Source organism: Psychrosphaera sp. 1_MG-2023, from assembly GCF_030548245.1.
GTDB classification, from domain to species: Bacteria; Pseudomonadota; Gammaproteobacteria; order Enterobacterales; family Alteromonadaceae; genus Psychrosphaera; species Psychrosphaera algicola.
In genome coordinates, this window is sequence record NZ_JAUORW010000008.1 from 44462 (window position 1) to 58058 (window position 13597).

The window sequence follows — 13597 nt, forward strand, 5'->3', positions numbered from 1 at the left end:
TTTATATTATTGGATATCAAATCAACTTACTATTCTGCTAATGTCAACTATACTTTATATTCATAATTTTCTAGGATTTCTTTCGCACATGAGAATTCGTCACGTCATTGCTTGCCCTGCATTGTTTTTTTGCAATGTCATTCACGCTGTGGATAAACACGAACTTGAACATATTGAAGTAACAGCCCAAAAACGAGTGGAGTCGGTGCAGCAAGTGCCAATTTCAATTACGACTTTGAGCCGCGCTCAACTGACTAAAATGTCGATCACTCAATCCCAAGATATTGCGGAATTAATCCCAAATGTAAATACCACCCGAGCGATCAGTGGCATGCATAATTATTTTATTCGTGGCATAGGGCTTGATGATTTTAATTTGTCCTCGGTTTCTGCTGTTGGCCTTTATATTGATGACGTAGCAATTAACAACCCGATGTTAGCGGCATTTACATTAAATGATATTGAACGCGTTGAAGTATTACGTGGCCCACAAAACACCCTTTATGGTAAAAATACAACTGGGGGGGCAATTAAATTTATGTCCACGTCCCCTCAACTTGAATCCGACTTAAACGGCTTTGCTAGGCTTTCCATCGGCAGTTTTAATCGTCGATTTTTTGATATCGCAAGCGATATATTTATAAACGACACAACAGGACTTAGGCTGTCCTTCTTTAATCACACAGCAGACGGCCAAGTGACCAGTAAACAACTTGGTAATAATACTGAATATAACGACGTTGATAAACAAGGGTTTCGAGCCCATCTTCGACATCAATTTAGTCAAAATATTCAGCTAGATATGAGTATTTACGGCGGTGCACAGGATCAAATATCCGCCGTGAAGACGCTGGTTTCAGGCACTGACGAACAACCCACAATCGATATAGATAATATTGACCTAGCTTACAATCAGTCACGTATTATCGACCCAAGAAATGACATCACCGCCTTTGGTGGATATTTCAAACTTAATTGGCAACTTAGTTCAATGGAATTTAACTCAATTACATCGTTTGAAACCGTTGAATCTGAGCGCATGGATGACTGGGGATCACAAAATATACCTTCAGCGATTTTCCAAGCCCTGACTTATAACTCAACGGACACCAATAATTTATCCCAGGAATTTCAACTGCTATCGACCAATCAAAAATCCGCTTGGTTGGTTGGTTTGGCCTTCAATAAAGATACCGGCGACCTGGCACAGGCCGCTTATATTGACCCCGGTACTCAAGGCCGACCAGATGACGCAATCGATGATGCCGGAGGGGGCCCTTTATTTGACCGAGCCGCAATTGTTGAAACCAATACAACAACCACATCAATTTATGGCCAATACTCACAATCTTTGACGGAAAAACTACAGTTTACCGGCGGCTATCGCTGGACCCATCAAGGGTTAGCACCTACTGTGAATTCCGCTGGTATGATGATGGATGATCCCGCTACCCCATTTCCACTAGGTACTTTGGGTTGGTACAGTTTAGGTAATCCTAACTTTAATATTTATCAAGATTATGTTGGGTTTAAAGAATTAAACCAATTTGTAATCGCGAACAATGGCTACGGCGGCTCTGCAAATATTGATGAGTCATTTTCCGAATGGGGTGGCAAACTGGCGCTTGATTATCAAATAATTGATGACACTTTGTTATACGCCTCAATTTCGCGGGGGTTCAAAATGGGCGCGGTAAATTCTAACCCGACAACCATAACATTCAACAAATTACTCGATAAAGTCGTTCTCCCTGAAACACTAATTACGCTAGAAGCTGGGTGGAAGTCGCAGTTTTTAAACAATAGATTGCGGATTAACGGCGCAGTTTTTACCAACAACTGGCAGAATTATCAGTTTTACCTAGTGTATAATCCAGGTAATCCGGCGGAGCTTTATGCGTCGCTCGTTAACTTACCTGAAGCTAAGTCAACGGGTGCTGAGGTAGAAGTTGACTGGCTGATTGCCGCCAATTTACAGGCTAAATTAGGTATCAGTTGGTTAGATACTGAAGTGACTGATGCTAAGTTAGATGTGAGCCATTTACCGCAGAGTCAACAGGTGGGGTTTCAGAACCAAGTTGTTGCTGGCAACAAACTAACAAATGCGCCAGAATTAACATTAAATGGCTCAATTGAGAAAACAATTGAATTTTCTCAAAGTGAATTAGAATTGCGGCTACACTTAAGTTATGCCGAACAACATATCCATGCATTGGCTGGTGAAAATAGCACGATTTGGCAAGCAAACTTTTCAGAGCCGGCCGTCACATTGCTAAATACCAATGTAAATTATACCTTTGGCCATGACAGACAGTACCAGTTAAATTTGTGGGTAAAAAACTTAACTGATGAACAATTTTGTAGTGAACGTGCGACTGTCCCTGGCACGTCTACCGAATTGGTAAGGCTATGCGCGCAAAGCCACCCTAAAACAATTGGAATAACACTTGAATACTTATTTGATTAGAATGCTAAATGAAATACTTTAATTTACAAAAACATTCCTCAAAAATATTGACGCTAATTGTCTTTTTATTGGGCCTTGCTGGTACTTTTTATCTCTATGATTTAAAGCAAGCTCAAGAGCGTATGAATGCAAATGTCGAATTTCAATCACAGGCAAACTTGCGAGCTAGAGATATATCCTCAGAATTTAATCGATCTTTTTTTCAAGTTACATCTGTTGCCAATCTATTTGCATCTTCCAATTGGGTAAATTACGTCGAGTTTTCCAATTTCATCGAAAGTGTTTATCCCACGTTTCCAGCCGGTAGAAGGCTTTCTGTTCTGCGGTCTATAGATTTAGACCAAAAAGAAGAAACAATCGCCAAGATAAAAGAAAACCCACAACCACAATTTTCAGACTTTGCTATTTTTGATCTTATTGATGGCAACGTTGTCACCCCTCCGAGTATTCATCAAAATCGACTCAACTTCGTTCAATACACATTTCCACAGCCTACACAGAACCATTTTTATGGTCGTAATATAAGGCCACAGTCGCCTGTAGGCCCAAGGTTTTTTCGCGTAATAGAAAACCAACAACCTTACATCAGTAGTATTTCCGGACCTTTACCAGGCCTTATTTCAAAACCTTTCTTTTTACATATGCAACCGATTATAAAAAAGCAAGAAAACGGTAGCACTACTTTTGAAGGGATAATTGTATCAAGCCAGCATATTGAAGATATTTTTGGCAATAACGTAATTCAACAGTCTTTAGACCAATTTAATTATAGGATCCTCGACCAAAACGGAAATTGTTACCAATACCCACAAAAACAGTTTACCCCAGCATCCGAGCGTAGCTCTACTGAACTGCCGCCATTAAGTTTTCAAAGCACAATAAACGTAGAAGGTAGCCAATGGCAATTGATCATATTGCCAAAAGTTGCACTTGAAGACACATCAATTGAACTTCTGAGGAGCATTTTGGTTGCCGGCATCGCCTTGTCTGCACTAGTTGCCTTGCTCATTTTTCAAATTTTGAATCAGCGAACAAAATTGACTCAATTAGTTAAAGTCAAAACGGAGCAACTGCATGATCAGAATGTTCAACTGGAATCGGCAGTTACCTATGCAGAGAAGTCCGCACAAATAAAATCTGAGTTTCTTGCCAATATGAGTCATGAAATTAGAACACCGTTAAACGGTATATATGGCTTTTCTCAACTTCTATTGGAAACCGAATTAACAAAACAACAGAGTAATTTTATCAAGCAGATGGACACCTCAGTTAATCACTTGATGACTGTTATTAATGATATTTTGGATTTCTCTAAGATTGAATCGGGCAATATTGCAATCGAATCAGTCCCATTTTCCATCTATAAATTGATCGACTTTATTCATAATTCCCTCAATGAAAATGCAAAAGAAAAAGGCATAGATTTTAATATTAATATTTTGAGCGACATAAAGCCGGATCTATTAGGAGATATCGTCCGGACCAATCAAGTCCTGTTAAATCTCTGTTCTAACGCAATTAAATTTACCAACAAAGGCAATGTTACGGTCAATATATATATGGAACTTGTCGATCCGACAGACAGCAGTAGTGACATTACACTTCGATTTGAAGTTGTTGATACTGGTATTGGACTGACACCTGAACAGCGTAAAGGACTTTTTGTCGCGTTTACCCAAGCAGATACATCAACAACGCGTAATTTTGGCGGCACGGGTTTAGGCTTGGCTATTAGTCAACGATTGTGTCAGTTAATGGGTGGTGAAATCACCGTTAAAAGTGAATATGGTGTTGGCAGTACATTTACTGCTTCTATGGTGTTTCGCCAAAATAAAAATATTATTATTGTCGATGATTTAGATGAGCGTTATGAGCCACCTTTAAAACTATTAGTGGTTGACGATAACCCATTAGCATTAGATGTTTTGCAACTTCATTTAACAAAAATGAATGCTGTAGTGACAAGCTTTGACAATGGTAAAGATGCTGTCGCGCATTTATCTAATAACCCAGATCCTTACGATGCTGTTTTATTAGATTGGACTCTACCTGAGATGGATGGCAAACAAATTATTGAAGCCATATTAGCATTACAGCTTAACAAGCTGCCTAAATTTATCGTTATTTCATCCTATGACCTATCAATAATAGAAAGTGCTTCAACAGATCTTCCGATAAAGTCGATTTTGCAAAAACCATGTTTAGAATCAAAATTATTTTATGCCATAAAAGGCGCGGTTAATGATACGGAAGTTGATGCTCAACTTATTACCGACAGTAAAACGCTAATTGGTTTTAATATATTAGTTGCAGAAGACAACCCAATTAATCAAATTGTTATAAAAACTATGTTGACCAACGCTAAGGCCAATATAACCATTGTTAATAATGGGCAAGAATGTATCGATACCCTAGTTAAGTCAGACACATTTGATGTCATCTTAATGGATATTCACATGCCGATAATGGACGGGATCGAGGCGGCAAAATTCATACGAGCCCTAGACAATAAAAAACAAGCTTCGATTCCAATAATTGCATTAACCGCTAACGTTATGAAGAAAGACGTCGATTATTACCTATTAAATGGTATGGATTCACACGTCGCAAAACCAGTCGATTTTAACCAATTGAAGTTGACTATTATTGAGCTTGCCGCAAAAAATAAGTTGCATAGCAAGTAGTTGATGAGAAACCGTCTTTCTAATCGCCCTCTAGCGTTGGTCTGAGACATAAATTAAAGTTGTTAAGTGAATAAGCAGACTACAACTTTAAAAGGGTATAAATAAAGCTGGAGGCGCTTTGGGGTTTGGGTTTGGGTTTGGGTTTGGGTTTGGTTTGGTTTGGGCTTGGTTTTGTCTTTGGTTTTTCTTGGTTTCGCTTGGTTTGCAGTTTTTTTGATTCTTAAATGTAAAAAGCAGTATTTATCCAAAATACTGCTTTTTAGGATCAATTAGAAAATTGAAATTAACTTGCAAATTCTTCAATGATTTTAGTTAAATCTTCGGTAATTTGCGACTCTAGTTGTTGCTCTGCTTGCCAACGGGTCATATCCATTTTAGCCATTTCTTTTTTAGTCAGCTTTTTACGAGCTTCATGTGTTGGCATATCTTTAATAATTTCATATAGACCTGCAAAACCTGGGTATAAGGTGTAATAGTCTGCATCGAGCTGAGCGTCTCGCTTATAATGCTCAAGCAAAACCCATATTCGCAACACTCCTTCAGAATATTCACATTGCTCAGCCTGCATTGCCAAAGCGATATGTTTGATACTATCTGTTAGATAGGTTTTACGCTTCTCAAGTTTAGCTTGTTGTTGCTTTTTTTGCTCTTGTACCTGCCATAACAACTGTCCGGCGTAATATGCCAAACCAATTACCACTAAAACGGCTACTGCGATTACTGCATACCACATAGTAAGCTTACTTATCCTTATCCATCAAATCACTCCACTCATCACCGCCAAGCGATTCTAATGGGTCTACGTACTCTTCTTCGTCGTATTCATCTTCGTCATCAATATCGTCTACAAGTCCAAGCTTCTCAGCGAGTTCGTCGTAACGATTCATATTGCGGTTAAAGTACTTTGCGTCCTTACCTGTCAGCAATTCACCTGCTTCAACACGTTCGGCAAGTGCTATAAGTAGCTCATCATTTTCCAGCGCAGCAAATTCTTCTGCTGGCGTTAATGTGACTGGTTGAATTTTTTCAAGTTTAACACCTGGTACACCGTGAACCACTTCCACTTCTTTAACTGGCTTTTTAGGCACTAAATCAATTTTGATTTTACTACCCAATTTCTTATTTAGCTTTTTCCCAGAACCGGCTGTATTAGCAGAGTTAGCAACTTTGCCATCAACTAAACTATTACGTGAGCCTGATTTCTGACCCTTATGCGTTTTTTTTCTACCCGATTCTTTTTTATCTGCGGGACGGGTTTCTTGCTTTCTGATCCCAATTTGACCAACTTTTCTACTTTTTTTCTGACGAGTCATTATTTACTCCGGGTGAGGGATTAGAAGACATTATAATTTATATCAATTGATCTAATACTTTTTATTCAGTTATACAAAATCACCAGTTCAGATCACGAGCATTTAAGGTCGAAACTTTTTAAACTTTGAATAACAAATAAAACACTTTAAGCATTTGCTTTTCATACGTTTAACAAGCAATTATGCCGCAAGTTATGAATTTAGACGCAAAAAAGCTGCGCTTTTAACCATCGCTTGTCCAAATACTTATTAATTCCCACTGAATGCAAAAAATATTAGATGAATTGATATTATGGGGATTTTACTGGTTTGTTGAATTTCAGGCAATAAAAAAGGCGATAGTGTGACAGCCATCGCCTTAAATTTATATCAGTCGCCAAAAATATATTGGCACCTCTCCTATTTTACTTCGATAATCCTTCCGAACGCACGACACCTTGTCTCGTCACTAGATAAATTTTCCGTATTCTTTTTATTTAATGTCCATATATGTTTTTATTTTTTATCGGTCATCATGACACTTTATTCAATCTTCCGTGTGAACTCACCTGAGTTATTGTTAGCAATCACCACTGTGACTTCCTTGAAACTTATCCGTTTTTTTATTCGCTGCGTGGCAACGGGGATTAATTTACTCCTATCCCAAAAACTCTCAACCTTTAATTAACATTTTTTTACATTTATTTAATGAACCAATTAACTTATCTATATATTTCAACGGATTGAGCTATTCTCGGTATATTTTTTGGGACTTATCTCATAGTAAAATTGAGATATATCTCACAAATATTCCACTAATTTTTCCTATTTTGCCCCATATTGGTGGGATATGCTGATTTTAGAATGAAATTTTATTCCAATATACCGGTCTAATACTGCTTCACGTAATAAAAATGCCATTATGACCATTTCGTATATATAGTTCATTAGTTATTAAACATAAAAAAAGCGCCTAAGAGGCGCCTTTTCTTTAATCAGTTTTATACTGATTAAGCTTAAATACAATGACTAGTGAAGACCAGACAAGTACTTAGATAATATTTCAATATCTTTGTCTGTTAATTTCACAGCGATATCTTGCATCATGCCATTCATGTCATTCTTACGATCACCAGAACGGAATTTTTCTAGCTGTAACTTAAGGTATTCAGGGTGCTGAAACGATACTTTAGGAAAGCCCGCTAAGCTTTGACCAACACCACGTGGTCCATGACATGCGATACATGCCGGAATACCGCGTTCCATATCACCACCGCGATATAATGACTCGCCTTCTTCAACAACATTTTCTGGTGTAGAACCCGACTTAGTTGTTTGATTTGAAAAATAAACGGCAAGATCTTTCATGTCTTGATCATTTAAAGGCATGGCCATACCACTCATCGCGACATCGTAGCGACCTTGCTTGCCGCCGGTTTCCATTCCTAATTTAAATTCTTTTAGCTGTTTATAAATATAATCAGCATGTTGTCCTGCTATCTTTGGATACATTGCCAAAGTGCTGTTACCATCTGGTCCATGACATGCGCCACAGGTAACTGACTTAGTTTTCCCTGCTTCAGCGTCGCCGGTTACAGCATTGGCAGAACTGATGAGTCCGAAAAGCAAAGTGAGTGATAATGCGATATTTCTCATATTTTATTCTCTGTTTTAAAGTTATCTCATTTCCTTTGGCTATGAAGCAGTTCACGCAAAGAGTATAATTAACGTATTCTACACCAAATGTCACAATGTGGAAGATTCTTAAGACGGTTATTTTAGGCCAAGTCTTTGAATTTCTGACATTCGGCTAAATTAATCGAGGAATTTTTGTGTCACGATCTATTATTAACTACAGAAAGGCGGCGTTTTTAACGTCTGCACCGGATATTTCGAAACTGCCAGCCGATCAAGGATACGAAGTTGCCTTTGCTGGACGTTCGAACGCCGGTAAGTCTAGTTCACTCAATACACTTACCGAACAAACAGGATTGGCTCGTACCAGTAAAACACCTGGCCGAACACAATTAATCAATGTTTTTTCTTTGGACGCGCCTGACCGTCGTTTAGTCGACTTACCTGGTTACGGCTATGCAAAAGTACCATTGGAGATGAAATTAAAGTGGCAACGCTCACTTTCAGAATACCTAGAAAAAAGAACCTGCCTTAAAGGGTTGGTGGTATTAATGGATATTCGTCATCCGATGAAAGAACTCGATCAAGATTTAATTCATTGGGCGGTTCATAGTCAATTATCTGTGTTAGTTCTGTTAACTAAAGCCGACAAATTTAAGTCGGGTAAACAAAAAGGCGAATTGCTTAAAATTCGCGAAGCATCGTTGGCATTCCAAGGAGACGTGACTGTTGAGTTGTTTTCATCTTTGAAAAAACAAGGTATCCCGCAGTTATCTAAAAAATTAGATGAATGGTTATCTGCAGACGAATTACTTGGCGACAAAATTGCTGATAAAAAAGCCGAGCAAAACACCAATAAATAGTAATTTTGATCTTATTAGCTAGTTAAGTCAGTTTCTAAAGCGCCTACGTTGGCGCTTTTTTTTATATTGAGTTTCAACCAAGCGTTATATCACCAATAACAATCCCACTTAATATAGTTAAGTCAATTGGCTGCACATTGAGATTGAACAAAATTAGAACGAGAATTGAAATGCAAAAATTGCCTAAACCCACGCTAGCTTGTGGTGCAGCGTGGCAGGTTGAAGCCTAAAGGATAATAAGTATCGAGCGGAAAATTTGTAGTTCAAAGTAATTGAGAGATCAGATTACACTTACCTTCTTGTAAAGTGATTAAAAAACGCCCTTCAAATGTAGTTAAATAACATAACTGTCGGTAAAAACCGTAAAACTTTATTTTTGGCAAAAAAAAACCGATGCTTTTGGCACCGGTCATAGCAATAAGGGGAGAGGCTATAAAAATTCTCGTCAATATCAACAGGGTCTGCTCAAAGAGCGACTGTAGCTATAATAGCGTTTTCAAATAAAAAGTAAAGTCATTACTCTAAAAAACCTGAGTTTATATTACTAAATAATACATAACTATTTGATAATAAAGAAATATTAAAGATTAAATAAATTAACTCCACGAACAAATAATACTCACCCACTAAATTTCAGACAAAAAAAAGCCCCATCCAAAGGATGAGGCGGCAATTTAAGCCTATTTCATATTATGAAATAAAAGGTCTGAAAGATAGAACATCTTACGTCTGTACCCTACGCCATAAAGCATAATATTTGCTCATTAATAAAGCAAGGGTTGTGTAATAAAATTATGTAATTTACTTACATAAAATAATTCTATCTTATACCTAGGTTCAATCTTTTGTTAATGAGCTTGGTCCCAATTCTCGCCTATCCCTGCTTCCGCAATTAATGGCACATTGAGTGAGGCTGCTTGTTCCATCAGGTTCACTAACGTTGACACATACATATCCAACTTACTTTCTGAAATTTCAAATACTAATTCATCGTGGACTTGCATTACCATTTTCACATCATCGGCGGCGTTTTCTTTTATCCACTGGCTAACAGAGATCATTGCCAATTTAATAATGTCAGCCGCAGTACCTTGCATAGGCGCATTAATTGCGGCACGTTCCGCTGCTTTGCGCCTTGGTACATTACGAGCAGTAATGTCTGGTAAATAAAGTCGACGACCAAAAATGGTTTCAACAAAGCCATTTTTCTCGGCATTTTGACGTGTGGTTTCCATATAGGTTAGTACACCAGGGAAACGCTCAAAATATTTGTCGATATAGTCTTGAGCCTCAGAACGTTTAATATCTAACTGTTGTGCAAGACCAAACGCCGACATGCCATATATAAGTCCAAAGTTAACTGCCTTAGCCGCTCGTCGTTGGTTGTTTGTAACCTCAGCAAATGGTGTCGCAAACACTTCCGAAGCCGTGGCTCTATGAATATCCTGGTTATTCGCAAACGCATTAACCAACGATTCATCACCACTTAAATGCGCCATGATCCGCAGTTCTATTTGCGAATAATCTATCGCGACGATTTGCTTACCTTCAGGGGCAATAAATGCTTCTCTTATTCGACGACCATTGGTATTACGAATCGGAATATTTTGCAAATTAGGATCGGTTGAGCTCAAGCGTCCTGTCGCGGCCACAGCTTGGTGGTATGACGTATGGACGCGCCCTGTGCTAGGCTTAATCATCGAAGGCAGTTTGTCTGTGTATGTCGACTTAAGCTTACTTAAACCACGGTGTTCTAAAATTAGTTTCGGTAATTCATGAGTCAACGACAATTCTTGTAGTACATCTTCCGCTGTTGAAGGCGCTCCCTTAGGAGTTTTCTTAAGCGGCGTTATGCCCATTTTATCAAATAGGATCACTTGTAGTTGTTTCGTAGACGCTAAATTAAATACTTCACCTGCAACGTCATGGGCTTTTCGTTCTAATTCTTCAAGTTTAATTGCAAATTCGCTACTAAGGCCATGCAAGTGATCAGCATCAATCAATACGCCGCTTTGTTCCATTTGCGTTAAGACTGGCATAACCGCAAGTTCAATGTCAGCGAGAAGTTCTTTTAAGCGAGGAACTTTGTCGAATTGCTCATTAAAATAGAAAAATAAGCGCAATGTGATGTCGGCATCTTCCGCTGCATATTGTGCCGCTTTTTCTAATTCAATTTGATTAAATGTGATCTGCTTCGCGCCTTTACCGGCAATATCTTCAAAAGAGACACAGTTATGCCCTAAATATTTTAGCGCTAGGCTCCCCATATCATGACGGGTAGCCGTACTGTTAAATATATACGACTGCAACATAGTGTCACCTACTATGCCTGCAATATTTAGGTCGTATTTAATGAGGACATTCATATCATATTTAAGATTTTGCCCAACCTTTTTAACATTGTTGTCCATTAAAAGTGCAGATAGTGAGTCAAATACGCTTTCTAAAGATAGTTGCTCCGGCGCGTCCTCATAATCATGCGCAAGTGGCACATAAAACGCTTTGATGTCCCCTTGCCACTCATAGGCCATGGAGAAACCAACGAGTTTAGCTTCCATATAATCTAATGAGGTCGTTTCTGTATCAAACGCAATTAGGCCAACTTGATTTATTTCATCCAAACATTGCTGCCACTGCTCCAATGTAAAGATAGTTAAATATTTCTCTTGATTAATAACAACCGACTTCACTTCTTCATCGATTATTTTCGTGACATCTTGCTTGGTCTGGCCGACTGGCGGCGGGGTTGCTCCACCAGATAAAACTTCTTTTAACCATCGCTTAAATTCACATTCAGCGTAAAGCTCAGCGAGTTTTTGCTTGTCGGGTGAACCTAATGTCATAGCTTCATCTGGACAGTCGTGTTCGACATCCATCTTAATCGTGGCTAATTCGTATGATAACTGCAGTTGTTCTTTATTATCTTCCAACTTAGCGACCATGGTTTTAGAACCTCTAAAACCAAGACCAGCAACTTTATCTAAGTTTTGGTAGATATTTTCAATACTGCCTAATCCCTGTAATAAGGCTACCGCCGTTTTATCACCAACACCTGGTATACCAGGAATATTGTCAACTTTATCTCCCATCAATGCGAGGTAGTCGATAATGAGTTCGGGCGCGACACCAAATTTTTCAACAACCGCATCAGGGGTCAATAGGGTATTTGTCATGGTATTAATTAGCGTTACTTTGTCGTTAACTAATTGCGCCATGTCTTTATCACCGGTACTTATTAAAACATCGTGTCCTAAGTCCGCTTGTTGCTGTGCAATGGTCCCAATGACATCATCGGCTTCTACGCCCGGTATCGAAACAAGAGGAATTCCCATTGCCCTGATTATTTTGTGCAACGGTTCAATTTGCGTTCTTAAGTCATCTGGCATCGGTGGACGATTGGCTTTGTACTCAGAATACATTTCGTTTCTGAATGTTGGTCCTTTAGCATCGAAGATCATGATCATGCGATCTGGCGAATATTGACGGATCAAACTCTTTAGCATGTTTACGACGCCATAGATTGCACCTGTGGATTCGCCTTTCGAATTTGTGAGATGAGGTGGCGCATGATATGCACGAAAAAGGTACGAAGAACCGTCGACTAGCACGAGTGGTTTATAGTCAGAAGTAGTCATGTGGATTGTTTCCATTAGGCGATGGATTATTTAGGGCATAAGGATGCCATAAACGTGGCAATCCCGCTATATGAATGATTTACAAAATATTGATCGGATATAAATAACGCGTTATGCCTGTGGATAACTTTGTTAATAACCATTTTTCCATAGCACACCACCCACTGCGATTTTAAGTCAATGGAATAGCTTATTTAAATTGTTTTTGAAATAAATATACGAGACTAGGCTCCGCTATATTATTATTTTTTTTATTATATGCGGCCAGAAACAAAACGGCTGGACGAATCAATCCCCGCTCGAGGGATGAATAATTTACACATAAAAAGATCATTGATCTAGATCTTTTTATATATTTTTTTTGATCGTCACTTAGATTCGTTATTCTTTTTACATTTTGTGGATTCCTGCTTTAATAATGGGACAAAAAGTAGAAATATTTTCAATATATAAATCAATAATATTGCAAGGGTTATTTCTATAGGTAGAATGTGCAGGATAATTATTGCTATCCCGCAAAATCATAGGTGATTCAAGATGAAAAAACTGCTTGTTATATTAGTGTCTATTTTGTTTGTAACATTTGCCCAAGCTGGCGAATCGACAAAAGACGAAATTGCTGAACGAATTAAACCAGTTGGTCAGCTTTATTTAGAAGGCGCTGAGCCTGCAGAAGCGGCTGATACAGGCCCAAAAACAGCGGAACAAGTTTACAACACATCTTGTACTGCTTGTCATGGTTCTGGCGTTATGGGTGCACCAAAAATGGGTGATGCTGGCGCTTGGGGTCCTCGCGTTGCACAAGGCTTAGAGGTATTAACAAAGCACGCACTTAACGGATTCAACGCAATGCCGCCTAAAGGTGGTTGTATGGCGTGTTCAGACGACGAAATTAAATCGGCGGTTGAATATATGGTAGACGGATCTAAGTAAGATCTTCGCCAAAAAAAGCGAGCAATTGAGTGTCCTCACAATGCTCGCTTTTTTATTCACAATTTTTGTGCCGCTACTCATATTCGAC

The 13597-nt window shown here is 38.6% G+C and carries 8 protein-coding genes; 4 read left to right on the forward strand and 4 right to left on the reverse strand.

Annotated elements, in window-relative coordinates:
- Positions 1-88 precede the first annotated feature (88 nt).
- Positions 89-2467 (forward strand): TonB-dependent receptor, encoded by a 2379-nt coding sequence (locus Q4575_RS09240; RefSeq protein ID WP_303522544.1) that lies wholly within the window; start codon positions 89-91, stop codon positions 2465-2467.
- Positions 2468-2475: 8 nt separating this feature from the next.
- On the forward strand, positions 2476-5151 hold the full coding sequence (locus tag Q4575_RS09245) for a response regulator (protein ID WP_303522546.1): 2676 nt from the start codon (positions 2476-2478) through the stop codon (positions 5149-5151).
- Between the two features lie 283 nt (positions 5152-5434).
- Here the strand turns inward: Q4575_RS09245 and Q4575_RS09250 are convergent, their stop codons facing one another.
- From Q4575_RS09250 to Q4575_RS09260, 3 genes are all read right to left on the reverse strand, one after another.
- On the reverse strand, positions 5435-5884 hold the full coding sequence (locus Q4575_RS09250; RefSeq protein ID WP_215962487.1) for a DUF2489 domain-containing protein: 450 nt from the start codon (positions 5882-5884) through the stop codon (positions 5435-5437).
- Positions 5885-5891: 7 nt separating this feature from the next.
- A complete protein-coding gene (yihI, locus tag Q4575_RS09255) occupies positions 5892-6464 on the reverse strand; it encodes a Der GTPase-activating protein YihI (RefSeq protein ID WP_215962488.1) in 573 nt (190 codons plus the stop codon).
- 1008 nt (positions 6465-7472) lie between these two features.
- Positions 7473-8099: a cytochrome c gene (locus tag Q4575_RS09260; RefSeq protein WP_215962489.1), complete on the reverse strand. Its 627-nt coding sequence runs from the start codon at positions 8097-8099 to the stop codon at positions 7473-7475.
- A 188-nt stretch (positions 8100-8287) separates the two neighbouring features.
- Between Q4575_RS09260 and yihA the strand changes: the two genes are divergently transcribed.
- Positions 8288-8941 carry a ribosome biogenesis GTP-binding protein YihA/YsxC gene (gene yihA / locus Q4575_RS09265; RefSeq protein WP_215962629.1) on the forward strand — a complete coding sequence of 218 codons (654 nt, stop codon included), beginning with the start codon at positions 8288-8290 and terminating at the stop codon, positions 8939-8941.
- Between the two features lie 848 nt (positions 8942-9789).
- Here yihA and polA read toward each other — a convergent pair.
- Entirely contained in the window at positions 9790-12576 is a 2787-nt protein-coding gene (polA, locus tag Q4575_RS09270; protein WP_303522549.1) for a DNA polymerase I, read from the reverse strand.
- 537 nt (positions 12577-13113) lie between these two features.
- Here polA and Q4575_RS09275 point away from each other — a divergent pair.
- The gene (locus Q4575_RS09275; protein ID WP_215962491.1) at positions 13114-13509 is read left to right on the forward strand and encodes a cytochrome c5 family protein; all 396 of its coding nucleotides are present in this window, start codon (positions 13114-13116) and stop codon (positions 13507-13509) included.
- Positions 13510-13597: the final 88 nt, after the last annotated feature.

Excerpts from the sequence above, each read along its gene's own strand:
- Q4575_RS09240 (WP_303522544.1), top strand. The coding sequence starts at position 89 with ATGAGAATTCGTCACGTCATTGCTTGCCCTGCATTGTTTTTTTGCAAT.
- Q4575_RS09245 (WP_303522546.1), top strand. The coding sequence starts at position 2,476 with ATGAAATACTTTAATTTACAAAAACATTCCTCAAAAATATTGACGCTA.
- Q4575_RS09250 (WP_215962487.1), bottom strand. The coding sequence starts at position 5,884 with ATGTGGTATGCAGTAATCGCAGTAGCCGTTTTAGTGGTAATTGGTTTG.
- yihI (WP_215962488.1), bottom strand. The coding sequence starts at position 6,464 with ATGACTCGTCAGAAAAAAAGTAGAAAAGTTGGTCAAATTGGGATCAGA.
- Q4575_RS09260 (WP_215962489.1), bottom strand. The coding sequence starts at position 8,099 with ATGAGAAATATCGCATTATCACTCACTTTGCTTTTCGGACTCATCAGT.
- polA (WP_303522549.1), bottom strand. The coding sequence starts at position 12,576 with ATGACTACTTCTGACTATAAACCACTCGTGCTAGTCGACGGTTCTTCG.
- Q4575_RS09275 (WP_215962491.1), top strand. The coding sequence starts at position 13,114 with ATGAAAAAACTGCTTGTTATATTAGTGTCTATTTTGTTTGTAACATTT.